Consider the following 21979-nt stretch of genomic DNA (forward strand, 5'->3'; position numbering starts at 1 on the left):
ATTCTTACCCTGTGCCAGTGATTCTATTCACAGTTCCTACGGCGCTGCAAGCGCCGGTTCGCAGATTTCAAAAACCATGACGGTTGCAATCGGAACCTGAGTGCCGGCGTCGGGGGTTTATGGCTGGTTTGTTAGACGTGGCTTGGCCGAGACGTCAATCCAGTAACGCCGAAAATACCGCCCGCTCTCAGCCTCCCGCAGATCCTCAAGCTGGCCGCCACAACGTTCAATGGTCTTGGCGGACGCCGCATTGGCATCATCACAAGTCAAAAGAACGCGGTCGGGCTCTCCCGCCGCAGCCAAACGGGCGCAAACTTCCTGCAGAGCCCAGGCCGCGAAGCCTTCCAGGCTTGTGATGTCGTCGTCCGCCAACAACCCCGCACCGTCCTGATGGGCCCCATTCCACTCGCGGTGCGACTCGGCAAACGAGTGGTAATAGGAAGCATCCGGTGCAACGAGTTTGAATATGTGGACGACTATATCCGTGGTCAAAGTAGCTGGAGCCAAGCGCTGCACCTTGGTAGCTTTCAACGCATGGCCATCAAATTTGAGAATGTGGGAATCGCTGTTCGCGACATCGAAGAAGCAATCGCCTTTTTCACCGATCTTGGTCTTACCGTCATCGGCCGTGACACGATCAGCGGCGAGTGGGCGGACATTGCCGTAGGACTTGATGGAAACCATGCCAAGATCGCGATGCTACAAACTCCGGACGGGCAGGGTCGCCTTGAACTCTTCGAATACATCCACCCGGAAGCGATCGAGTCGGACCCCACTCGCCCCAACGACATTGGCATGCACCGCGTGGCCTTTTCGGTTGACGATATCGATAAGGCCCTTGAAGTAGCTGCAAAGCACGGATTCCACCCCCTTCGCGGCGTGGCGACCTATGGCGACGTCTACAAGCTCACATACCTTCGCGGCCCCAGCGGAATTCTCGTCATGCTCGCCGAGGAATTGAAGAAGGCCTGACAGCCGAGCATTAGTGGCCCGACTCTCGGGCGATTTTCTGGGCAAAATCGTTCAATACTGCAGCCACAGCTTCCGGATGGCTTGAGGCTGCGTAGTGACCCCCTGGGATTTCCACCGGTTCGATTCCAAGCCGCTGATGTACTTGGCGTCTCATGAATGAAGCCGGAAAGAACCGGTCGTCACGGCACAGTATTGCCATGGTGGGGACGGCTGGATGCCGACCAGGCCAGGGCCCTGCCATCCAAGCACCTCGCTGATCGCGCTCCCTGTCGCGGGCCTGATCCGCGAGGTCTTCAGGGACCTCGTTGAAGTAGGCTTCCTGAGGGTCCGGGTCAATGGTCTCCCGGTTGTGTCGGGTGTTGATCCACCAGTCGCCGAATGTCTCGCCTGGCAGTGGGATCATTCCTGCTAAATACACAAGGCCTTCCGAGTGGAGCTGCTCGCAAACCAAGGGTGCCGTAAAGCCTCCCAGCGAGTGGCCCACCACGATGGTGTTCTGAGCATCGCCCACCGCTGCAGTCACTGCTTGGCTGTAATCCCCAAGCCCTGCGGCCTCGTCCTCGATGGGCAAGTCAACCGCGACGACGCCGTGTCCGGATGCCTCAAGCAGTGGCCTGACCAGATGCCAGTCCCATGCCGAGGAACCGCCACCGTGGATCAGTACGAAAACGGCCACATTCCCACCCCGCTTTCCAAGGACATCACGCGTGAGCTGTTACCAGCGGATCGGGCTTCTGCGAGCTGACGCCGGAAGCAGTCTCAAGTGGTAGGCCGTTCCGGATCCAGTACTCGATTCCGCCTATCATTTCCTTCACGGAATATCCCAGTTCGGCGAATGCGAGCGCCGCGAAGGTGCTGCCGTTGCAACCCGGACCCCACGAATAGACCACCACTTTTGAGGCCGCCGGGATCAGGTCAGCAGCCAACGCCGGAATCTGCGCGGTCGGAATATGTACCGCACCGGGAATATGCCCGTGGTCCCATGAGGACTGCCGCCGCGTGTCCACCACAACGAGGGAGCCCTGCTCCGACTCCGCCACTTCCATGACGTCGATCTCACACTGCAACTTGGCGCGAAAATAGGCGGCAGGATCGAGTTCTTTGGTGGCCGGCGAGGTTTTCACGTGTCCTCCTTTATAAAGAGCGGATTCAGCGGAGATCCTCGTTCCGCCAAAGCAAACAGTACGCTGAGCCTCCCCTTCCCGATGCCCCCGGGGTAGACTCCAGCCCACAACGCGGGCAAGTCTGTGGCATTTTGGGGGATTTCAGTGGGAACTGTTGCCGGTAATTCAGCTCTGCTTTTTCATCGCACTTCGGAGAAACCACGACGGCGGTTGGCAGCTGTGCTTTCGGCCGCCGCCTTGCTGTCCCTGGTACTTAGCGCGATGCCGGGTAATCCAGCGCGGGCCGACGTCGTGGTGAACAACATTAGCGTGGGCGAGGGAGCCAGCAACATTGTCGTCAACCCTGTCACCAACACCGCGTACGTCACGACGAACGACGGGCTAACCATCATCAATGGGAGGACGCAAGCCACTGCCAAGGTGAAAACAGGTGGGGTCCCGGCGGATCTGGCCCTTAATATCGCCACGAACAAGATCTATGTGAGTAACAAAGGCGGCGAAGCGAGCGGAACGGTTGCAGTTATTGATGGCAGTACGCATGCCGTGACCCAAGTCTCCGTTGGTCCCGATCCATATGCCATCGCCGTCAACCAAACCACGAACAAAATCTACGTCGGTGGCCGGGCGGGCCTGTCTGTGATCGATGGAAAAACGAACGCCAGCACAACCATCAACACTGACTGGGTAACACAAGTAGCGATCAACCAGGCTACGAACCGCGTTTATGTCTTGGCCAACGGCGTGAAAGTGATTAATGGTGCCACTAACAGCGTGACTCAGATCGACATGGGCTCCAGCGTTGCTTGGCCCACCAACTTGGCTGTCAACCAAGTCACCAACAAGGTCTACATTGCTTCGCGTGTCCGCAATTACATGGAACTCGAAGTCTTGGACGGGGCTTCCAACCAAGTGCAGCCGATCTACTCGGATCTGAACTCAAGCCCGGCTGGACTCGCTGTCGATGAAACGAACAACAGGGTCTACCTGGGCCGCATCTTGCTCGGGGACGGAACGCTGTCATCGCTGACTGGGGTCCTGTCCGTTTTCGGTGGTGAGGGCGGCGGTCCCATTGATATCAGGACAGGGGAAACGCCAGAGAAAATCGCGGTCAATGGCAAGACCAACAGGGTGTACCTCGGTGGAAACTACCTCGGTGTCAAAGTCATCGATGGCACAATTTTTGCTTTGTCGACGCTGTTTGTGAAGTCCGGAACAGCTATTGCGGTTAACGAGACCACTAACAGAATCTACGTCGCCAAATGGGCCGGAACCGTGGCTGTCATTGACGGGAGCATTCCGTCCCAGCTGAAGAACGACTTTAGTGGCGATTGGAAAACGGACGTCCTCGCCCGTGACACTTCAGGTCTACTGTGGCTCTACCCAGGAAACGGCGCGGCTGGATGGCAACCCCGCACACAGGTGGGGTCGGCTTGGAACTCCATGACCGCCGTCGTAAGTCCTGGCGATTTCAGCGGCGACACGAAACCGGACGTCCTGGCCCGCGACGGCGCTGGCCATTTGTGGATGTATCCCGGAAACGGGTCGGGCGGCTGGTTGCCCCGTGTACACGTCGGCTCAGGCTGGAACGCCATATCCGCCATCGTGACACCGGGCGACTTCAACGGAGACGGCACGTCGGACATTTTGGCCCGGGACACGTCGGGAATCCTCTGGTTGTACCCGGGTGACGGCCGCGGGGATTGGCTTCCCCGAACCAATCTGGGGGCGGGATGGAACGCCCTGACCGCGATCGTTGGCCCTGGTGATTTCGATAGCAACGGTACGCCCGATGTCCTCGCCCGCGACGGCTCCGGGCTCCTGTGGCTCTATAGCGGCGATGGGACGGGAGGCTGGTGGGGGAACCGCAAGCAGGTGGGACAGGGATGGAACCCGATGACCGCGATCGTCGCCCCGGGAGACTTCAACGGCGACGGGCGTCCGGACATTATGGCCCGCGACAGCAGCGGCGCACTCTTCCTGTATCCCAGTGCGAGCGGCGGAGCGTGGCTGCCCACTGTACGAATTGGGCAGGGCTGGAACAGTATGACCGCCATCCTTTGACGCGACAGGCCAGCGTTCTTCACGGCGGACACCGGCAGCCCTAGGCTGGAAACATGCCGAAGGTGAGTGTTAACGGCGTCGCGCTTTACTACGAGGAACACGGCGAGGGCGTGCCTATTCTTGGTTTACATGGCACGCCTGGTTCGGCAGCTCTGTGGGCCGGAGCCGCTGTGGCGCTGAGTAATCACGGGCGGTGCATCATTTTCGACCGCCGCGGTTTCCACCGCAGCGCACTCGTCCCGCCTCCGTCCACCTTGGACCTTATCCAGCACGTCGACGACGCCGCGGCCCTCCTCGCCGCACTCCACGCAGGGCCCGCCGTGGTCATCGGCCCGGGCACTGGCGGGCTCATAGCCCTGGGGTTGGCGCGGCATTTCCCGGACAAGGTGAAAGCGCTCGTCCTGCTGGAGCCGGCTTTGTTCACAATAGATCCCGACGCCGACACTTGGGCTCGCGGGCTGCGGCAGCGGGTGCTGGGGGCCTCGTGCGACCGTCCGTTCGGAGTGGCGGAGGTTGTGATGCGCGAAGCCTTGGGCGTTCAGTCTTGGGATGCGTTGCCTGGCGACATCCATGAAATGCTCGCCCACACCAGCCCGGCAGTCCTGGCCGAGATTCGTGGCCGGGGACTCGATCTCAGTGATTCCCCTTTGGAGATGAATGAGGACGATCTTGCGGACATCCGACGGCCAAGTCTCATCCTCTCCGCCGAAGGCTCTCCGCATGTGCTCCGACTTATCACCTCGCGGTTGTCCGGTGCACTCCCCTATACAGAATCAGTGCTGGTATCGGGAGGCCATCTGATCAATCCAGCACATCCCGCCGTTCTGGACTTTGTAGACAGAATGGCTGCAACACCCAGATCGTGGGTATAGCTTCCATCGAGAAGATACCCCCAGGGGGTACTTGATTTGATACCCCCAAGGGGTATACATTCGATGCATGAGCCATGCAGACCTGAGTATCAGTCAACCGGGCGGCGACTTCCCCACCATCGAAGTCGACCTGGAGCACGCCGCGCCGCACGGTTACACCAGCAACAAGGATGCATACCTACGCCGCCTGAAACGCATCGAGGGGCAGGTCCGCGGTATCGCGCGCATGGTGGAAGAGGACAAGTACTGCATCGACATCCTCACGCAGGTAGCTGCTGCCACCAAAGCCCTGCACGCCGTCAGCCTTGGGCTCGTTGAGGAGCACATCGGCCACTGCGTGGTGGGCGCCGCCTCCGAACCCAATCCAGAAGCCCGGGCCGAACAAATCGACGCCAAAGTCAAGGAGGCCACCGATGCCATCGGGCGCCTGTTGCGGTAACTCCGCCAGCACACACCACACCATTCAACTCACTACAAGGGAGCGCATCATGAGCCAGACCATCCAGACAAACGTCAACGTTTCCGGCATGACCTGCGGCCACTGTGTTTCAAGCGTGAGCGAGGAACTCGAAGCTCTTAACGGCGTGGAAGACGTCTCCGTTGACCTCAACCCCGGCGGCCTGTCCACCGTCACCATCACCTCCACCAGCGAGCTCTCGCCGTCAGAAATAGGCGAAGCCGTTGCAGAAGCGGGCTACTTGGTGGTAGCCAACGAAGCCTAGGAGTCCTCTTGAGTAGCCAGGAGACCTTCAATCAGCCCGAAACCCGGGTCATCGAACTGGACATAGAGGGCATGACCTGCGCCTCGTGCGTCAATCGAGTTGAGCGGAAGCTCGGCAAGCTTGAAGGCGTTGAAGCCAGCGTCAATCTCCCCTTGGAATCAGCCCACGTTACGGTTCCGGCCACGGTAACGGATCAGCAAATCGTGGACACTGTCAACGCCACAGGCTATAAAGCCAAAGTCCGCCAACCCCCGGCCCCCCACACCCGCGAGCGCCACACCGAGCACCACCACGTTGGACTCACGCCCGCCGAGAGCAGCACCGACGTCACGGATCACAGTGTCCACGCAAACACATCCACCCATGCAGGACACGTGGCACAAGCTGAGTCGACCCACACTGCGGAACCCGGAACCGGCCACGACCACAGCGGAACCGCCGGAGGCGTGCGGCAGCATGCGTCTAAGCGAGGCACGAGCGAGCATGCAGAGCACGGCACCGACGGTTCCGCACCCACGGAGCCAGCCGACCACGCAGATCACATGTCGCACGGCCCAGCGGCGTCAACACTCCGCCCACGCCTGATCACGGCGGCGATACTGACCGTCCCTGTCTTCGCAATCTCGATGGTGCCCGCCCTACAGTTCACCAATTGGGGCTGGATTGTCGGTGCCCTGGCGCTGCCGGTAGTCAGTTGGGCTGCGTGGCCGTTCCATAGGGCCGCCGCTATCAACGCCCGGCATTTCGCATCCACCATGGACACGCTCGTTTCCATCGGGGTGATCGCGGCCTACCTCTACTCCGCGTGGCAGTTGTTCGCGGATCCTCGAATGACTGAGCATCCCGGCATGGAGAGCATGTCCGGTGGTGGTCTGTATTTCGAGGTCGCCGCGGTTGTCACCACGTTCCTGCTTTTGGGCCGGTACTTGGAAGCGAATGCGAAGGCCAAGGCCGGCGACGCTTTGAAGGCCCTGCTGAACCTTGGCGCCAAGGATGCCACGATTTTGGTGGACGGCCGGGAGCAGAAAATACCTGCGGAAGAACTCCTGGTTGATGACGTCATCGTGGTCCGCCCAGGTGAGAAGATCGCCACGGACGGTGTGGTCATTGACGGCGCGTCCGCCGTCGACGCCTCTCTGGTTACCGGCGAATCCGTTCCTGTCGACGTCGGTCCGGGCAGTCAGGTGACAGGCGCCACCATCAATACCTCTGGCCGTTTGTTGGTAAGGGCCACACGGGTTGGATCCGATACCACCTTGGCGCAGATGGGCCGTTTGGTCAGCCAGGCGCAGACTGGAAAGGCACCGATCGCACGCCTGGCGGACAGGATCAGCGCGGTGTTCGTGCCGATCGTGCTGGTGCTTGCGTTGGTGACGTTCCTGTTGTGGCTGTTCTTCTCGGGCGACCTGAACGCGTCGTTTACCGCTGCCGTTGCTGTCCTCGTGATCGCCTGCCCGTGCGCCTTGGGCCTTGCTACTCCTGTAGGCCTGCTGACAGGAACGGGCCGTGGCGCCCAGTTGGGCATCCTCATCAAAGGTCCGCAGGTGCTCGAGGACACCCGCCACGTGGACACCATCCTGCTGGACAAGACAGGTACCGTGACCAGCGGCAAGCTAGCCGTGGACCATACGGTCGCCCTCAACGGGCATTCTCCGGCCGCGGTCCTCACGCTTGCCGGTGCGGTTGAGTCGGCATCGGAGCACCCGATCGCCCATGCGATTGCAGCGGCGGCCAGGGAAGCAACGCCCGACGCCGGTACTCTTCCGGGCGTGGATGGATTCAGTTCCGCTCCTGGCGGCGGAGTCCGGGGAACCGTGGCTTTGGATGGCACCAGAAAAACGGTTGTCGTGGGCCGATCGGGTTGGCTTGAGAAGAACGGCATTGCCCTCGACTCCAGCCAGCGGGACGAACTCGCAGCCCAGGAGAATGGCGGCGCCACCGCTATCTGGGTGGCTGTGGACGGTCAAGCTGCCGGAATCGTCAGCCTGAGCGACACCATCAAGCCCGGCTCGGCGGCTGCCATCCAGCGACTGAAGGACCTGGGTATCCGTCCGATGCTCCTGACAGGTGATAACGCTGCCGTGGCCGCCCAAGTAGCTGCCGCCGTCGGGATTTCTCCTGACGATGTGTTCGCTGGGGTCTTGCCCGAAGGCAAAGTCGACGCAGTTCGGAAGCTCCAGGCCTCCGCCGCAACTGTGGCCATGGCGGGCGACGGCGTGAATGACGCCGCTGCGTTGGCGCAGTCCGATCTGGGCATTGCCATGGGATCGGGCACGGATGTCGCGATCGAAGCCTCGGATCTTACGGTCATGGGCAGCGATCTGGGTCAGCTCGTCCAGGCTATTGAGCTCTCCCGCAAGACGCTCTCCACCATCAAGACCAACTTGTTCTGGGCATTCTTCTACAACGCGATCGGTATCCCAGTGGCAGCTCTTGGACTGCTGAATCCCATGATCGCGGGGGCGGCGATGGCAGCGAGCTCCGTGCTTGTTGTTGCAAACTCCCTGCGGCTGCGCTCGTTCGGTAAATAACCAGGGTCCGGGCTAAGCGGTTCCGAAACGGACCGCGGCCCGGGCCTTTGCCTTGGCCGCTTCATCATCACGGTTCTTCGCGGGGGCATGACTCACCAGCGAATCCAGCAAATGCTGGGTGATGTGGGCGATCTCGTGGACGGCCTCAGCGAAGGCTTCCTCGTTGGCCTTGGAAGGTTTGGTGGAACCGCTGATCTTGCGCACATATTGCAGCGCTGCGGCCTCCACCTCCGCCGACGTAGCGTGTGGTTCGAAGTTATGAAGAGTCCTGATATTCCGGCACATAACCCCATGCTAACTATGGGCAGCGCTGCATGGGGAGGGGTGCCCATCGACGCCTTTTGGAATCCCACGATAGGTTTTAGCTATTGGATCTTCCGGATGAGCCGGAGGCCGCTGGGGATGCCGAAGAGCTCGGGTCCGAACAAATGAAGGAGAATCTCATGGCTATTTGGGGTGCAGATGTTGATCAGCTTCGTCAGCTCGGTAACAAGCTGAAGGCTGGCGCCGAGAACATCGAGCAGCAGCGTTCACAGTTGAAGGGTGCCCTCGACGGCACCGACTGGAAGGGCCCGGACGCTGACAAGTTCCGCAGCGAGTGGGACAGCCAGCACGCTTCCAACCTGAAGAAGGTTGCCGACGCCCTTCGCGAAGCCGGCGACCGCGCTCAGAAGAACGCTGAGCAGCAGCAGCAGGCTTCCAACTAAGACAGTTGGGAATGGCCCGGACGCACACAGCGTCCGGGCCATTCGCCTTTTAAGTCGGAACCCAATTAAGCCGAATCCCGAGGTTGTTCGTTGATCCTGACGCTCAAGGGCAGGTTGTGCGAACAAGCCCGGGACTTCCTCGTGGTCTAGTCGCGCGGCACCTTGGCGGCCGGCCTCGACGGGACGGGCTCGACGTCGTTCGCGTGATCCAATACCCGTGCCGCGGCAGCTTCCGCTTCCGCTTCCGGGCGGGCGACGCGCCGGTCACCCCGGAGTTCGTCCACGCGGACCAGGACCACACCGCCCACAATCAGAAGTCCGCCCACCAACTGGATGGGACCCGGCAGTTCGCCCAGCAGCAGCCAAGCCCAGATCACGGCGAACAGCACCTCCGTCAGGGAAACGAAAGACGCCACTTTCGAGCCCAGGCTGCGCGCGGCCATGATGCCGGAGACGTAGGCCAGGACGGTCGCGAGAATAACGAGTCCCGCGGCTGAGACCCACCACGGTATCGTCCATGGACCGAGGCTCGTATCAGCGGTGCTAAAAGTCATGGGAATCAATCCCAAGGCGCCCACCAGCCACATGACCAGTGCGCCCACCAGAAGCCCGCCCGAGGCGAGGACCAGAGGGGGAAGGGTGTCGTTTTCCTTGGCCGTGATGAAGAAGTAGATCACCAGGCACACTGCCGCAGCCATGCCCCAGAGGACGCCGATGAAGTCCACCTTCACAGCACCGGTCAGGTCCAAGACAAGGACTAACCCACCCAATGAAAGCAGTGCGCCGGCGGCCGTAAGGGCCCGAGGCCTGCGGCGGCTGGCGATCCAGAGCCAGAGCACGATCATTACCGGAGCGAGGTACTCGAGCAGGAGCGCGACACCCACGGACAAGCGGGCCACTGCATTGAAGTAGAACAGTTGGCAGCCAGCGACTCCGATGAGGCCGAACAGCAGGATAGTCAGCCAGTTGTCCTTGAGCTGGTGCCAGCGGCCGCGAAGAACCACGACGCCGGGAATCGCCAGGATCAGCGCGGCACCTGTCAGTCGCACGGCAACGGCAGCGCCGGGTGACCAGCCGGTTTCCAGCATGGACTTGGCAAATGAGCCGGAGGTTCCGAAAACTGCGGAGGAAAACAGGGCGATGCCGACTCCCGAGGCCAGGAAACCTTTTGCATCAGCCTTCGTCTTTGTAGCTGACACAGCAGCCTCCTGTCAGGAGTAAAGTGGGCTTATGGTCATGACAGTACTCCCGAAACATGTAAGGAGTCAAAGTGCATTTTGCGCCTGACACCGAGATTGCACTTCGCACCGTCGTCAATCTCATCAACACAGCAGCCAACGGCGAGGATTCGCTGGCATCAGTAGAGGACCTCGACGAGTTCTTGGAGGCCGAAGAATTCTCGGGTTCGAGGACCCACGATGAAGCAGAATTGCGCAGCGTCAAGCGGCTGCGTAGCGAGCTGGCATCACTCTGGGCCGCCGATGAGGACACCGCCGCAAAGACCGTGAACAAACTGCTCATAGACGCGCAGGCACTCCCGCAACTCGTCAAGCACGATCACTGGGACTGGCATCTCCACGCCACCACTCCGGAAGCACCCCTGGCCGACCGTATGGGCACAGAAGCTGCCATGGCAATCGTTGACGTAATCCGCAGCCAGGAGATGGACCGCATGCGTGTATGCGCCGCGGACGATTGCGACGCCGTGGTTTTGGACCTCAGCCGCAACCGCTCAAAGCTCTATTGCGACACAGGCAACTGCGCCAACAGGGCTCACGTCGCGGCGTATCGGGCGAGGAAGGCTGCCGAGGGCGACTAAGGCTGGGAGCCTAGTGGCCGGCGTCGGGCGTTTCTGTCTCATCAGCAGCCGAACCGGGAGCTGCGGAACCGCCGTGCCCGGGGCGCTTGGAACTGAGATTGACGCCGGAGCCCTTGCCCAGGTGCTCGGCGTTTTCCTTGTGGCTCATGGAAAGCATGGCCGCCACCACGAGGCTCACGATGAACGCGATACCTGCGCCGGTGAATGCGAGATCGAACCGCGGAGTGTGGGCACTGCCGCCTGAAGCGAAGATCAGCACGGCGACGAATGCCAGTGCAGCGAAAAACGCGGAGAACATGAGGGGTCCCTTGACCGAGGTCCGCATCTTGCGCGGCTCTCCTGGTGTCTGGTCTGCCACGGTCATTCCTCCAATGATGGCGGGCCTGTTCGGCGCCCGCCGGTTGCAAAAGTTCTACAGAGAGTAGAACGTCCAGCTACTAGTTTACGGCCTCAGGGGAAGCACCCGGCGCAGTGGCCTGGGTCCCCGACTGAGCGTCATGCCGGAGGGTGAGTCCGGAAAGCATCCACAACACTCCGGAAAGGATCGCCCCGCCGCCAGCGACCCCCAAAAGCGCGTGCGCCCCGAGCGAAGTGAAGAACGGCAACGCCAGTGCGGTACCCACAGCGATAACGCCGGAAACAAGCCAATCACGGGTCAACGAGTCGCGATTCCGCAGGCCGTGGATCAGTTCAAAAACGCCAAGCACGAGCAGTGCGGCGGCGGCGGAGAGTGCGACGCCGGCATCGGACAGAGTGACCAAAGCCGCCACACCGCCCACTGCGACGACTACGGAAACGACCTTAGGCAGAACGCGGGACATCCACAGAGCGGCAGCTGTCCCCAGCAGGTACAGGCCGATAGCCCACGCGAGGACCTGCACAGAAGGCGATCCCCAGAAGATCGTAACCAGGCCAAACACCAGTGCAACGGCGGCGCGGACCAGCACGGGTTTCCAGAGCTCGGCCACGGAGGCAGACGGTGTCTGGGCAGAATTCGCTGGGAGAGTCACCCGTCCAGTTTAGTGTGAACCCAGCACCATCCATTTATCGGTCCGCGCGCGCAACCCTAAGGTCACTCCACGGGCGAGCATGTAGCCAAGCGCAAAGACCACCCACAACCACACCAGCCCCGCCGCGCCGTCGGGCCTGATGACATGGACGGCCGCCAGCAACGGCCCATAGACCGCAAGATTTACGACGCCGGCAATCGCCAGATAACGCGCGTCGCCAGCACCGATGAGAACTCCATCGAGGACAAACACGTAGCCGGCCAATGGCTGTCCGACGGCGAGGACCCAGAGCGCCAGCGTCAGTGCCTCCCGGACACCGGCATCAGAGGTGAAGAGGTAGCCGGCCCAAGGAGCAACCAACGCCAGCAGCAACCCGGTGACCACCCCAAAACCGAGACCCCATCGGATCATGGTCCGCGTGAGTTCACGGACGCGGCCAGCATTTCGCGCACCCAGTTCCTTGCCGATCAAGGCTTGCGCTGCGATGGCGAGAGCGTCCAAAGCGAAGGCGAGGAAGGAGAAAATGGTCATCGCCAACTGGTGCGCCGCGAGGTTCACCGCACCCTGGGCTGTGACCACGAGGACCGTGGCGAGGATGGCGAGACGGAGGCTGAGCGTGCGGAGCATCAGCCACGAGCCCACCTTGGTCATGGCCCGAATGCCGTGCCAATCGGGCTTGAAGGACACGTCGTGTTGCCGTGCATTTCGCCCGACCATCACCAGATACACGGTGGCCATGGCCCATTGGGCAATGCTGGTGCCGATTGCCGAACCAGTAACGGAGAGATGCAGGCCGTACACGAGGAACCAGTTCAGCGCGATGTTCAGTGCAAAACCTGCAGTGGCAACCACCAGAGGCGTCCGGGTGTCCTGAAGGCCGCGGAGCACGCCAGTACCCGCGAAGATCAGGAGCATCGCGGCGAGGCCGGGCATCGACCAGCGCAGATAATCCACCGCGAACCCACGCACATCGCCGGTGGCGCCCATTAGGCCCACGAGGGGTTCGGCAGCGACAAAGCCAACCACAGCGAGCGAGATGCCCAGCACCAAAGCCAGCCAGACGCCGTCGCGCCCTGCTGCCAAAGCTTTCGCCAACTTTCCGTCACCGATCGCCCGGGCGACTGCCGGCGTCGTCGAATATGCCAGGAAGACCATAAGTCCCACAGCGGTATGCATAACGGTGGATGCCAGGCCAACACCGGCGAGCTGATCTACGCCAAGGTGGCCAACGATGGCGGAGTCGGCGAGCAGGAACAGCGGCTCGGCTATGAGCGCGCCGAACGCGGGTACTGCCAGGCGCAAGATCTCGCGGGCATTGGAACGTGTGGTGATGGTTGTGGTTTGAGGCACTAAACAAGCCTAGTCCGCTTGGGGGCGGGTAAATTTGGGGCCGTGTCACACAAGCATCCCGTTACAGTTTCCGTCGCCCGCACCATTCTTCCGGGGTATACCCGGCAAGCAAACGCCTGGGCACACGCCGGCCAGGAACTGGCACGCGAATGGCCCGGTTACCTGGGGTCGGGGTGGGTCCGGAATGGCGCTGGTTCAAACGAATGGCACATGCTGTACCGCTTCGCTGATGCTGAAACGCTGCACGGATGGGAGCAGTCCGAGGAACGTCGCTGGTGGATCGACAGCGCGCGGGAAATGATGGAGACCACGCGGGTTGAGCGGCGCACAGGGATCGAGGGCTGGTTTTCACAGCCTGGCGACTCCTCTGTGGTCGTCCCGGAAACCGTTGTGCCGCCTCGTTGGAAGCAAGCCATTAGCATCTTCCTGCCGTTCTTTCCGCTCAGTTTGTTGGCTAATTTCCTGCTGCACCCTTTGACGCAAGGCTGGCCACTGGTGTTCCAGGTGCTCCTTAACATCGTCATCCTGACGCCGTTGATGACGTACATCTTCCTGCCGATCACGACGCGTCTTCTGCAGCCATGGCTACAAGCAACGCCGCGTGGGAAAAGTCACGGAACTTCTTAATTAGTTGACTCTTCAACTTATCTCGGGAAAAGTTGAATATATGAACAAGTCCAGCCTGAGCACCACAGCCCTGACCGTCCTGCGCGTTATTGCAGGTTTTCTCTTCGCCGCGCACGGTTGGCAGAAGTTCAACGAATTCACCATTGCAGGAACACAGGCCTCCTTCGCGCAGATGGGCGTGCCCGGTGCTTCAGCCGTGGCCCCGGTAATTGCAACCCTTGAACTTGTGGGCGGCATCGCACTGATCATCGGCCTCCTGACCCGGGTGTTCGCAGCCCTCCTGGCCGTCGACATGCTGGGCGCACTGTTCCTGGTTCACGCACCGGCAGGCGTCTTCGTCGCCAATGGCGGTTACGAGCTTGTCCTGATCTTTGCCGGCGCCGCCTTGGCTCTCGCCCTCGCTGGTGCAGGCAAGCTTTCCGCCGACAACGCGCTCTTCGGACGGCAGGGATCCAAACTCCGCGTCCTCGCGTAAGCGCTCCCATACCCTCTCTCACCTAATAGCCTTTTGAGCCGGATGTTCTCTCACTTTCGTCAAGAAAGTGAGAGAACATCCGGCTTTAGGCCTCTGGAAGTGAAAGAAGATCGGTGAAAAGCCCGCGGGAAGTGAGAGAGCGTTTAGCCTTCTACCCCGGTGAGCTCATTCGGGACGTGCTCCAGCTCAGCCGATTTCTTCACTTTTCCCGTCTTCAAATCCACCGCGTGAATGGTGCTCGTCGCAGGTTCGGTGACGAACGCCGTCGCGCCCTGGACAAACAGCGTGGGACGCGGATCCTGCCAGGTGGTGGACTCTTCCCACGCGGCCACTACGGGGATCGTCGAGGTCACTGAGCCTGAAATCGGGTCGATGACACGCAGGGAACCGTCAGTTCCGAGGACCAGCGCTTCACCGGCAGGTCCGCGACCGAGGGAACGGAACGAGTAGCTGGTTCCAATATCCACAAGTTGAAGGGTTGCGGTTTCAGTGTTCACCAGCGAAATGCGGGTTGGCCGTTCCAGCTCAGCGGCCTTGTCCACTTTGTAGTCCCCCAGGATCACCGGCGATTTCCCGGAACCCGCCTGATTGCCCAGACGTCCGTAGGCATCCGGGCTGGCGACTTTGGTAATCACGCCATCCTTATAGATCAGCATGCCGTTCTCGCAGCCGACCACCACAGCTTCTCCGGCAGCAACAGCCTCGCCGTGGACGCCCGGGCAGTCCTCGTTGCGGACGATTTCCTTACGCTCTTGGCCCTTGCCTGCGGAGAGGATAGCGATTCCTGAGCGGCTTTCCTCATTCCCCAGGGTCACCAGCAACTTGCCGTCTTCCAGCTCCACTGCCACACCGTGATGCGGTTCCGGCGTCGTGTAGACGTCGGTGGCAGGCAGGGCGCCATCCTCGATGGAAGCACCCAAGGAGGACGACTTGAAGCTCTCAACCTTGCCCGATCCATCATTGAACAGGACTGTCTTGCCCGCATGACGAACCACGTGACCGGACTTGTCTGCTTCAAACGCCAGCTCGGTCAGCTTGGGTTCGGTAACGTAGTGATGGCTATGGTCGCCGTGCGGCTCGGTCCAGGCGCCTGCGTCGAACAGGCGGAACGAGTCTCCCGTGGATACAAACACATGGCGACCGTCACCAGCGGGATTCAGCCGATTGAAACCTGACAATTCCGCCCCTCCCACAGGCTTGAGGGTGGTGGCGTCCAGGACTCCAATACCGGCGTCGTGCGTGTAAACCAGACGCGGGCTGGGGGCGCCGCCCTCTTTCGGGCTCGACTTCCCACTACTGGAGGCGGCAGGCTCCGCGGCGTTGCCAGCTGAGCCTCCAGGGGCTCCGCAGGCGGAGAGTAGAAGGGCGGAAAGCCCGACGGCGGCAAGCGGCTTTGCGGGGAAGCGGCGTTTGGGGGTGGCTGAGGCAGGGGAAATAAGGGTGGAATGATGAGGCATGGGTTAAATGATATTGATTCTCATTTGTGTATCAACTCGCAGAGCGAATGTGTCGGGCTCCACGCCGAACCCATCAACAGCATGTTGACAACATAATGTTGATATCCCATGCTTGCGCTAGAAATGGTCAATCAAGGAGCAGCACATGGAAAACGACGCAGGGTCCCAGGACGCTGACCAAGCGGAGCGGGAAACCAGGGCTGTCCGGTTACTCTTGGACAGGGGTGGTTCGGACCTCAGTCACCGGCCCTGGCTCGCGGCTGGTCAACCCCCCTCGGCCACGGACCTGATCCAGCACGTACTTTGGCGGTCCAGGGGTTCCGGTCAGGGCACAGACCCAAATCCCGCCCCCGTCGAGGCCGCGGATCTACGTGCCGCCCTCGCATTGGTTGCCGCCGCTCGTGGTGAGATGGACGCCGTCGAAACCGCGCTTCTGTTTCTTGCGCGGGCAGAAGGCCTCACGTGGCCGCAGATCGCGGAGAGCCTCGGGCTCCGCTCCGCCCAGGCCGCACAACAAAGACTCGATCGGCTTACCGATCGACCCAATCCGAACCTCGGTGGGCGCTGACGATGGCAGTCACACTCAACGGAACCGCGGCAAGCGCAGGAACGGCCCATGGGACCGCGCGAATCATCAACGGGCCCGATGACTTCGGTCGGTTCCAGCTTGGCGATGTGTTGGTGTGCCGCACCACCGACCCCGCATGGACGCCACTTTTTGGGATGGCTGCGGCAGTTGTCACTGAGAGTGGCGGAATGTTGTCCCACGCCGCCATCGTCGCCCGTGAATTCGGAATACCGGCCGTCGTAGGTGTCCGGGACGCCATGACGTTGCTCGCGGACGGAACTTCCGTGACGATCAACGGATCCTTGGGCACAGTTACCGTCGCTGCCGTTGCGGAATCAGCCGAATGACTGGCGACTTGTTACTTACACTTCACGCCGTCCGACTCCTCGGGTTCGCCGACGCCCACGCCATTGCGGATCGATTCAGTCGGGATCACAGCTTGGTCGAGTCCGAACTCATCGACGCCGGCGTGCTCGGTTTCGTTTCCCACACTTCCTTTGCTGGCAGCAGCGGGTGGTCCCTCTCCAGTGCTGGTCGTGTCGAGAATGAGCGCCTCCTCGCAGCTGAATTGGACCGTGAAGACGCCCGCTCCGTGGTGATGGGCGTGCACAACGAGTTCGTGGACCTAAATCCGACGGTTGTCAGTGCCTGCAGCGCCATCCAACTCCAGCAAGTAAGGGGCATGGCTGCCTCCGGGATCTTGGAGGAGGTGTTAGCTTCGTGGAGTCCGCTGGAAGAACGCCTGGCAGGATCATTGCCACGGTTCGCGGGCTACTCCCGGCGGCTGATGGACGCGCTCGAGCGGGCGCGCAGGGACAGTGCCTGGTTCACCGCGACCGACCGTGACTCCTTCCACCGGGCATGGTTCGAACTGCACGAGGATCTCATCGCAACCCTGGGAATCCAGCGCGGGTAGGCAGCGGACGTCCGGCCACTCGGACAGCGGATCCAGACTTACTCACGTAACAGAAACATGCCGACAGTAAACTTCCAGCATGAGTGAGACAGCCGGCAACTCCGTGACCCTCCGCTTCCTTGCGGCTCCAATGGACATTGGACACAGCGGCTCGGTCGACGCCGGCACAGTCCTTGAGTGGGTGGACAAGGCCGCGTATGCCGCAGCGGTGGGCTGGGCGAAGTCGTACTGCGTCACCGCCTACGTGGGCAACATTCACTTCACCGATCCGGTGAACAGCGGCGACATGGTGGAGGTAACTTCCACCATCGTGTACACGGGCCGCTCCTCCATGCACATCCACACGGTGGTCAGTTCCCGTGACCCCAAGGGCGGACCGGAGACGATGCACAGCCAGTGCATGGTGATATTCGTGGCCGTAGGACCTGACGGCAAGCCGATTCCCGTGCCGCAATTCGAGCCCTCCACCCCGGAAGAAATCGAGCAAAGGGATCACGCGCTTGCGCGCATTGAAGTGCGTGAACAGATCGTCAATGCGATGAACGCCCAGGAATATACCGACGCCGGTACCGCCGAACGCGTCGTACTGCGGTTTATGGCGGCCCCCACTGATGTGAACTGGGGCGGCAAGGTCCACGGCGGCATTGTCATGAAATGGATCGACGAAGCCGCATACGTGTGCGCCTCGCGATACTGCGGCAAGGACACCGTGGCAGTCTTCTCAGGCGGCGTCCGCTTCTATCGGCCGTTGTTGATCGGCCACGTGGTGGAAGTAGAAGCCCGTCTCGTTTACACGGGTGCAAAGGGAATGCACATCGCTGTCCACGTCCGCTCCGGTGATCCCAAAACCCGTGAGATGAACCTGACAACGTACTGCCTCACTGTGATGGTGGCCCGGGATGAATCGGGAACGGCGGTGCCGATTCCAGAATGGGTTCCTGTATCGGAAGAGGACAAAAAGTTGCATGCCCATGCCCGGGAATTGTTGGAAATCCGAGGACGGGCGCCCGGGAATCGACTGCCGGATCATTTGCTTAAGGCTGCTGGCAACTAGCTCCCCGCCTTGTAGGACTCTGTGTCGTGCAACGCTCCAACAATGCGATGCAGGACGTCAACGGAGCTCCAAGAAGCACGAAGACCGGTAAAATTAGGCCTAGAGGTGCATGGAGATGTCTCTGGCTTTTGCTGTTGTCCTCATCCTGTTGGGTCTGGCTTCCCTTGCCGCCGCCATAGGGGCCGTGGTGTTGGTGATCCGCGACGGCCGCGGGCAGATTCCGGTTGAACCCTCAGTTCAACCATGGGTGGCAGGAACCCTCCCAAGTCGCCCCTACTCCACGCTCCGACGCATTTAACGTTTGTAGCATCCGGCCCAATTGCGGAAAAGGCGGCCTTCAGGGGTTAGCCAGCCCCGCGCTAAACTGGATCATGACCGGTGCCCGCGCCCGTCTCCTGGCTTGGTTCGTCGCCTCTGCCACCCTTCTGTCGGCCTGTTCGTCCGCGACCGGCGTGGACGAGGCCGCCCCGAATCAACCGCCTTCATCTTCCACGGCCCAGCCAGTGGCTGGCGGTGTCGCCGGTCCAGCTCAGGGAACGACTCAAACGGCCCCTGCTCCGATTTCGACGCCGGCCCCAGTCCCAACGCCTGTGGCGGTGCCTCAGGCGTACTCCCTGAACTTGTACCAAGAAGGCGACTTCGTACCGCAGTACACTTTTGATTGGTGTGTCGCAGCGAGCATCCAGATCGCGCACAACCTGATCGACGATACCGGAGGCGGCACATGGGCCGGCCGCGCCCAGCAGTCCGAGCTGTGGGAAATGGCGCGAATGCGGTCCTCCGACTCCTTCAACGGCGCAAACCCCTTCGGCTGGGCAGCGGTTCTGACCGCCGTCGGGATGGGACCGTACGAAGTCGTCAGCATCGCCAACTATGGGGAAGCCGTACGAACTGCTGCACGAGCCATGGCCACTACGGGCCGCCCCGTTGGCTTGGTCATGTGGAGTGGCCGCCATGCCTGGGTGATGAGCGGATTCGAGTCACTCGGAGATCCCTCCCAGTTCCCGGACTTCTCCGTCACGGGAATACGGGTACAGGACCCGCTCTACCCCTACGGCAGCGGACAGTGGGGCCCTTCGCCTGCCCCCAACAGCCTTCTGACCCCTGAACAGTTGGCGACGCAGTTCGTTGTCCGGGAACCGCGACGCTGGAGCGGTTCGCTGCCGACTGGGTACCTGCTGGTACTGCCCGTTGCCTAAGGAGCCTCCGGCTCGGGAACCTAGAAGCCGCCCCCACCACCAGCATCGCCGGCCATGTTTGCGAAGCGCGAGTAGTGACCCTGGAACGCGACAACAATGTCCTTGGTAGGGCCGTTACGGTGCTTGGCGATGAGGATGTCGGCCTCGCCGGCTCGCGGCGATTCTTTGTCATACACATCTTCACGGTGGAGCAGGATGACCATGTCGGCGTCCTGCTCGATAGAACCTGATTCACGAAGGTCAGACACCATGGGGCGCTTGTCCTGGCGCTGCTCGGAACCACGGTTCAGCTGTGACAGCGCAATGACGGGAACCTGAAGTTCCTTGGCGAGCAGCTTGAGGGCACGCGAGAACTCGGAGACTTCCTGCTGGCGGGATTCAACCTTTTTACCGGAGCTCATCAGCTGGAGGTAGTCCAGGATAACGAGCTTGAGGTCATGTTGCTGCTTCAGCCGACGGCACTTTGCCCGGATTTCCATGAGTGACATGTTGGGGCTGTCGTCAATGAACAGCGGGGCGTCGTTCATGCGGCCCATGGTGGTGGCGATCTTGGACCACTGCTCGTCCTTGATGGTGCCCTTACGGAGATCTTGAAGTCCGATGGTGGCCTCGGCAGAGAGCAGACGCATCGCGATCTCGTTCCGGCCCATTTCGAGGGAGAACATGACCGTAGCCAGATTGTTCTTGATGGCGGCGGAGCGCGCGAAGTCCAGCGCAAACGTGGATTTACCGACAGCAGGACGGGCAGCGATAACAATCATCTGGCCCGGGTGGAGGCCGTGGGTCAGTTCGTCAAGCTCGTAGAATCCGGTGGGAACGCCCACCATGCCTTCGCCGCGATGCCCGGAAGCTTCGATCTCGTCCACGGTGGACTCCATGACGTCCTTCAACGCCACGTAATCTTCGGCAGTGCGCTTTTCAGCAACCGCGTAAACCTCTGCCTGTGCCTGGTTGACGAGGTCTTCCACTTCGCCGTCCTGGCCGTAGCCCATCTGGACAATCTTGGTGCCGGCGTTCACGAGGCGGCGCAGCACTGCGCGCTCTGCCACGATCTCGGCGTAGTAACCGGCGTTGGCGGCCGTAGGTACAGTTTGGATGAGCTCGTGCAGATAGGCTGGTCCGCCGATCCTGTTGATCTCACCGCGCTTGGTCAGTTCGTCGGAGACCGTTACGGCGTCGGCGGGCTCGCCACGGCCATAGAGGTCAATGATGGACTCGTAAATCGTCTCGTGCGCCGGACGGTAGAAGTCGTGGCCACGGACGATCTCGACGACGTCGGCGATGGCGTCCTTGGACAACATCATGCCGCCCAGGACTGACTGCTCAGCGGGGATGTCCTGGGGAGGTTTCCGGCTCGAGTCCGAAGCGCGTGTGCCCTCGATTGAGTCCAAGTGCGTAACTGACAAAGCCGTCCTCCATTTGTGTACCGCTGCAGAGAGTTAGTCCCTCAGTGGTGCGTAAAGCGCAGGTGGACCTGGGATGGATTGCCCGAGCCTCCGGACCAGCCGAGTGCTCCTGTTATATCCATGGGGGGCCGACAATTTTCGACTTTCCCCAATTTCCACAACTTATCCACAGAAGTCTCCCCAAGCATGTTTGCGCGCGGCTGCTTGAAGGGCACTGAGAGGGCAAATTCCATACTGAAACAGGTACCCGAGCCACGTTAGCGGTGCTAAGTCCGGGCGCAAAGTCCACTGTCAAGTGCACATGTGGATAACCTGTGGAATACCACCCCCACGTTGTGCACAGTCTGTGCGTTACCCTGTGGATAGAGAAATTCTTTTTGCAGTAACTATGGCCTGACCTGCGGAAACGTTCATCACAGCCTGTGGAGCAAAGAAAGTTTTGGTGGAAAATCATCCACAGACCGAGCTGGTCCAGTTGGTCACTAGAGCCTAAAATCCATGCTAAACATGCCGCAAATGTGATGCATCTTACAAAGAGGGCCTTAATTTGACACTGTCCTCTCAGAAGTCTATGCCGAGACTGGAATGTGCTGTGGATAACCAAGTTCTGGCATAAGCTCTAAGCATGGGGATGAACTTTGGTGACGTGCTGATGATTGCCCTTCCGCTAATTGTCCTCCTGGGCCTGCTGTGGGCGCTTTCAGCGGCCTTTAAACCGCGCGACACTGGCCTTTCCGATGCCGAGCGGTATCAACACGAACTTGCGGCCCGTTCCGCAGCGCATCAAGCTTCACAAGTTCAGGCTGCACTTGCTGCCCGGGCCAAGATCGAGGCTTCCACCAAGCCAAGCCAGAACGAGGCCCAGCACACCCAGCAGACAGAACAAACCCGGGCCGCTCATCAGGCCCAAGCCGCCAGGACGGCAGGCACGCAAACGGGGCACCAGCCTGCGGTGCTTCCCAATGGACAGCTCAATCCTCAACTCGCCTTTGAGTTGCAGAACCTTGTTCGCGGCGGACGCAAGATAGAAGCCATAAAAGTCTTCCGCCAGGCCACGCATTCAGACTTACTCACCGCTAAGAACTATGTAGATCGGCTCTGACAACGCC

27 protein-coding genes are annotated in these 21979 nt (G+C 60.9%); 17 read left to right on the top strand and 10 right to left on the bottom strand.

The annotated features are described in order from the left end of the window. Positions 1-117: 117 nt before the first annotated feature. Positions 118-507 (bottom strand): hypothetical protein, encoded by a 390-nt coding sequence (locus LDN90_RS23720; protein WP_223947383.1) that lies wholly within the window; start codon positions 505-507, stop codon positions 118-120. Between the two features lie 27 nt (positions 508-534). On the opposite strand from LDN90_RS23720, the gene LDN90_RS23725 reads away from it, so the two are divergent. After that, the gene (locus tag LDN90_RS23725; protein WP_216924547.1) at positions 535-972 is read left to right on the top strand and encodes a VOC family protein; all 438 of its coding nucleotides are present in this window, start codon (positions 535-537) and stop codon (positions 970-972) included. A 10-nt stretch (positions 973-982) separates the two neighbouring features. Here the strand turns inward: LDN90_RS23725 and LDN90_RS23730 are convergent, their stop codons facing one another. Both LDN90_RS23730 and LDN90_RS23735 read right to left on the bottom strand, forming a co-directional pair. Beyond that, positions 983-1648, bottom strand: a complete 666-nt coding sequence (locus LDN90_RS23730; protein ID WP_223947384.1) for an alpha/beta hydrolase — start codon at positions 1646-1648, stop codon at positions 983-985. A 25-nt stretch (positions 1649-1673) separates the two neighbouring features. After that, the gene (locus LDN90_RS23735) at positions 1674-2018 is read right to left on the bottom strand and encodes a rhodanese-like domain-containing protein (RefSeq protein WP_223949366.1); all 345 of its coding nucleotides are present in this window, start codon (positions 2016-2018) and stop codon (positions 1674-1676) included. Positions 2019-2315: 297 nt separating this feature from the next. On the opposite strand from LDN90_RS23735, the gene LDN90_RS23740 reads away from it, so the two are divergent. The 5 genes from LDN90_RS23740 to LDN90_RS23760 all read left to right on the top strand — a co-directional run bounded on the left by LDN90_RS23740 (position 2316) and on the right by LDN90_RS23760 (position 8282). After that, complete coding sequence (locus LDN90_RS23740) at positions 2316-4157, top strand: FG-GAP-like repeat-containing protein (protein ID WP_223949367.1); 1842 nt, start codon at positions 2316-2318, stop codon at positions 4155-4157. A gap of 53 nt (positions 4158-4210) precedes the next feature. After that, positions 4211-5029: an alpha/beta hydrolase gene (locus LDN90_RS23745; RefSeq protein ID WP_223947385.1), complete on the top strand. Its 819-nt coding sequence runs from the start codon at positions 4211-4213 to the stop codon at positions 5027-5029. 67 nt (positions 5030-5096) lie between these two features. Continuing rightward, entirely contained in the window at positions 5097-5468 is a 372-nt protein-coding gene (locus tag LDN90_RS23750; protein ID WP_223947386.1) for a metal-sensitive transcriptional regulator, read from the top strand. Between the two features lie 49 nt (positions 5469-5517). After that, positions 5518-5751, top strand: a complete 234-nt coding sequence (locus LDN90_RS23755; RefSeq protein WP_223935099.1) for a heavy metal-associated domain-containing protein — start codon at positions 5518-5520, stop codon at positions 5749-5751. Between the two features lie 8 nt (positions 5752-5759). Next, positions 5760-8282 (top strand): heavy metal translocating P-type ATPase, encoded by a 2523-nt coding sequence (locus tag LDN90_RS23760; protein WP_223947387.1) that lies wholly within the window; start codon positions 5760-5762, stop codon positions 8280-8282. 12 nt (positions 8283-8294) lie between these two features. Here the strand turns inward: LDN90_RS23760 and LDN90_RS23765 are convergent, their stop codons facing one another. After that, a complete protein-coding gene (locus LDN90_RS23765) occupies positions 8295-8567 on the bottom strand; it encodes a DUF2277 domain-containing protein (RefSeq protein WP_223947388.1) in 273 nt (90 codons plus the stop codon). 158 nt (positions 8568-8725) lie between these two features. Here LDN90_RS23765 and LDN90_RS23770 point away from each other — a divergent pair, with 158 nt between their 5' ends. Further along, positions 8726-8989, top strand: a complete 264-nt coding sequence (locus LDN90_RS23770; RefSeq protein ID WP_216924666.1) for a WXG100 family type VII secretion target — start codon at positions 8726-8728, stop codon at positions 8987-8989. Between the two features lie 146 nt (positions 8990-9135). On the opposite strand, the gene LDN90_RS23775 is transcribed toward LDN90_RS23770, so the two are convergent. Beyond that, positions 9136-10188 carry an EamA family transporter gene (locus tag LDN90_RS23775; protein WP_223947389.1) on the bottom strand — a complete coding sequence of 351 codons (1053 nt, stop codon included), beginning with the start codon at positions 10186-10188 and terminating at the stop codon, positions 9136-9138. A 71-nt stretch (positions 10189-10259) separates the two neighbouring features. Between LDN90_RS23775 and LDN90_RS23780 the strand changes: the two genes are divergently transcribed. After that, positions 10260-10808 carry a CGNR zinc finger domain-containing protein gene (locus tag LDN90_RS23780; protein WP_216924534.1) on the top strand — a complete coding sequence of 183 codons (549 nt, stop codon included), beginning with the start codon at positions 10260-10262 and terminating at the stop codon, positions 10806-10808. Positions 10809-10818: 10 nt separating this feature from the next. On the opposite strand, the gene LDN90_RS23785 is transcribed toward LDN90_RS23780, so the two are convergent. The 3 genes from LDN90_RS23785 to LDN90_RS23795 form a co-directional block, all read right to left on the bottom strand. Beyond that, complete coding sequence (locus LDN90_RS23785) at positions 10819-11172, bottom strand: hypothetical protein (protein WP_223947390.1); 354 nt, start codon at positions 11170-11172, stop codon at positions 10819-10821. A 73-nt stretch (positions 11173-11245) separates the two neighbouring features. After that, positions 11246-11818 carry a DUF308 domain-containing protein gene (locus LDN90_RS23790; protein ID WP_223947391.1) on the bottom strand — a complete coding sequence of 191 codons (573 nt, stop codon included), beginning with the start codon at positions 11816-11818 and terminating at the stop codon, positions 11246-11248. Positions 11819-11827: 9 nt separating this feature from the next. Continuing rightward, positions 11828-13168 carry an MATE family efflux transporter gene (locus tag LDN90_RS23795; RefSeq protein ID WP_216924530.1) on the bottom strand — a complete coding sequence of 447 codons (1341 nt, stop codon included), beginning with the start codon at positions 13166-13168 and terminating at the stop codon, positions 11828-11830. Positions 13169-13210: 42 nt separating this feature from the next. Between LDN90_RS23795 and LDN90_RS23800 the strand changes: the two genes are divergently transcribed. Further along, entirely contained in the window at positions 13211-13795 is a 585-nt protein-coding gene (locus LDN90_RS23800; RefSeq protein WP_216924527.1) for an antibiotic biosynthesis monooxygenase, read from the top strand. A gap of 40 nt (positions 13796-13835) precedes the next feature. After that, positions 13836-14270 (top strand): DoxX family protein, encoded by a 435-nt coding sequence (locus LDN90_RS23805; protein WP_216924526.1) that lies wholly within the window; start codon positions 13836-13838, stop codon positions 14268-14270. Between the two features lie 143 nt (positions 14271-14413). On the opposite strand, the gene aztD is transcribed toward LDN90_RS23805, so the two are convergent. Beyond that, complete coding sequence (aztD, locus tag LDN90_RS23810) at positions 14414-15727, bottom strand: zinc metallochaperone AztD (protein WP_223947392.1); 1314 nt, start codon at positions 15725-15727, stop codon at positions 14414-14416. Between the two features lie 145 nt (positions 15728-15872). On the opposite strand from aztD, the gene LDN90_RS23815 reads away from it, so the two are divergent. From LDN90_RS23815 to LDN90_RS23840, 6 genes are all read left to right on the top strand, one after another. Continuing rightward, complete coding sequence (locus LDN90_RS23815; protein ID WP_223947393.1) at positions 15873-16295, top strand: hypothetical protein; 423 nt, start codon at positions 15873-15875, stop codon at positions 16293-16295. A 2-nt stretch (positions 16296-16297) separates the two neighbouring features. Next, positions 16298-16642 (top strand): PEP-utilizing enzyme, encoded by a 345-nt coding sequence (locus tag LDN90_RS23820; RefSeq protein ID WP_216924519.1) that lies wholly within the window; start codon positions 16298-16300, stop codon positions 16640-16642. Further along, on the top strand, positions 16639-17211 hold the full coding sequence (locus tag LDN90_RS23825) for a hypothetical protein (RefSeq protein ID WP_223947394.1): 573 nt from the start codon (positions 16639-16641) through the stop codon (positions 17209-17211). Before LDN90_RS23820 ends, LDN90_RS23825 begins: the two co-directional genes overlap by 4 nt. Positions 17212-17290: 79 nt before the next feature. Further along, the gene (locus LDN90_RS23830; protein WP_223947395.1) at positions 17291-18265 is read left to right on the top strand and encodes an acyl-CoA thioesterase; all 975 of its coding nucleotides are present in this window, start codon (positions 17291-17293) and stop codon (positions 18263-18265) included. A gap of 115 nt (positions 18266-18380) precedes the next feature. After that, entirely contained in the window at positions 18381-18563 is a 183-nt protein-coding gene (locus LDN90_RS23835) for a hypothetical protein (RefSeq protein WP_223947396.1), read from the top strand. 73 nt (positions 18564-18636) lie between these two features. Further along, entirely contained in the window at positions 18637-19464 is an 828-nt protein-coding gene (locus LDN90_RS23840; protein WP_223947397.1) for a hypothetical protein, read from the top strand. A gap of 20 nt (positions 19465-19484) precedes the next feature. On the opposite strand, the gene dnaB is transcribed toward LDN90_RS23840, so the two are convergent. Beyond that, entirely contained in the window at positions 19485-20870 is a 1386-nt protein-coding gene (dnaB, locus tag LDN90_RS23845; protein WP_216924509.1) for a replicative DNA helicase, read from the bottom strand. 631 nt (positions 20871-21501) lie between these two features. Between dnaB and LDN90_RS23850 the strand changes: the two genes are divergently transcribed. Further along, positions 21502-21972 carry a hypothetical protein gene (locus LDN90_RS23850; protein WP_216924661.1) on the top strand — a complete coding sequence of 157 codons (471 nt, stop codon included), beginning with the start codon at positions 21502-21504 and terminating at the stop codon, positions 21970-21972. The last annotated feature ends 7 nt before the right edge of the window (positions 21973-21979 follow it).

It is taken from the genome of Arthrobacter sp. NtRootA1 (genome assembly GCF_019976975.1).
GTDB lineage: Bacteria > Actinomycetota > Actinomycetes > Actinomycetales > Micrococcaceae > Arthrobacter > Arthrobacter aromaticivorans.

Excerpts from the sequence above, each read along its gene's own strand:
- LDN90_RS23725 (WP_216924547.1), top strand. The coding sequence starts at position 535 with ATGGCCATCAAATTTGAGAATGTGGGAATCGCTGTTCGCGACATCGAA.
- LDN90_RS23735 (WP_223949366.1), bottom strand. The coding sequence starts at position 2,018 with ATGGAAGTGGCGGAGTCGGAGCAGGGCTCCCTCGTTGTGGTGGACACG.
- LDN90_RS23745 (WP_223947385.1), top strand. The coding sequence starts at position 4,211 with ATGCCGAAGGTGAGTGTTAACGGCGTCGCGCTTTACTACGAGGAACAC.
- LDN90_RS23750 (WP_223947386.1), top strand. The coding sequence starts at position 5,097 with ATGAGCCATGCAGACCTGAGTATCAGTCAACCGGGCGGCGACTTCCCC.
- LDN90_RS23755 (WP_223935099.1), top strand. The coding sequence starts at position 5,518 with ATGAGCCAGACCATCCAGACAAACGTCAACGTTTCCGGCATGACCTGC.
- LDN90_RS23765 (WP_223947388.1), bottom strand. The coding sequence starts at position 8,567 with ATGTGCCGGAATATCAGGACTCTTCATAACTTCGAACCACACGCTACG.
- LDN90_RS23770 (WP_216924666.1), top strand. The coding sequence starts at position 8,726 with ATGGCTATTTGGGGTGCAGATGTTGATCAGCTTCGTCAGCTCGGTAAC.
- LDN90_RS23785 (WP_223947390.1), bottom strand. The coding sequence starts at position 11,172 with ATGACCGTGGCAGACCAGACACCAGGAGAGCCGCGCAAGATGCGGACC.
- LDN90_RS23805 (WP_216924526.1), top strand. The coding sequence starts at position 13,836 with ATGAACAAGTCCAGCCTGAGCACCACAGCCCTGACCGTCCTGCGCGTT.
- aztD (WP_223947392.1), bottom strand. The coding sequence starts at position 15,727 with ATGCCTCATCATTCCACCCTTATTTCCCCTGCCTCAGCCACCCCCAAA.
- LDN90_RS23815 (WP_223947393.1), top strand. The coding sequence starts at position 15,873 with ATGGAAAACGACGCAGGGTCCCAGGACGCTGACCAAGCGGAGCGGGAA.
- LDN90_RS23820 (WP_216924519.1), top strand. The coding sequence starts at position 16,298 with ATGGCAGTCACACTCAACGGAACCGCGGCAAGCGCAGGAACGGCCCAT.
- LDN90_RS23825 (WP_223947394.1), top strand. The coding sequence starts at position 16,639 with ATGACTGGCGACTTGTTACTTACACTTCACGCCGTCCGACTCCTCGGG.
- LDN90_RS23830 (WP_223947395.1), top strand. The coding sequence starts at position 17,291 with ATGAGTGAGACAGCCGGCAACTCCGTGACCCTCCGCTTCCTTGCGGCT.
- LDN90_RS23835 (WP_223947396.1), top strand. The coding sequence starts at position 18,381 with ATGTCTCTGGCTTTTGCTGTTGTCCTCATCCTGTTGGGTCTGGCTTCC.
- LDN90_RS23840 (WP_223947397.1), top strand. The coding sequence starts at position 18,637 with ATGACCGGTGCCCGCGCCCGTCTCCTGGCTTGGTTCGTCGCCTCTGCC.
- LDN90_RS23850 (WP_216924661.1), top strand. The coding sequence starts at position 21,502 with ATGAACTTTGGTGACGTGCTGATGATTGCCCTTCCGCTAATTGTCCTC.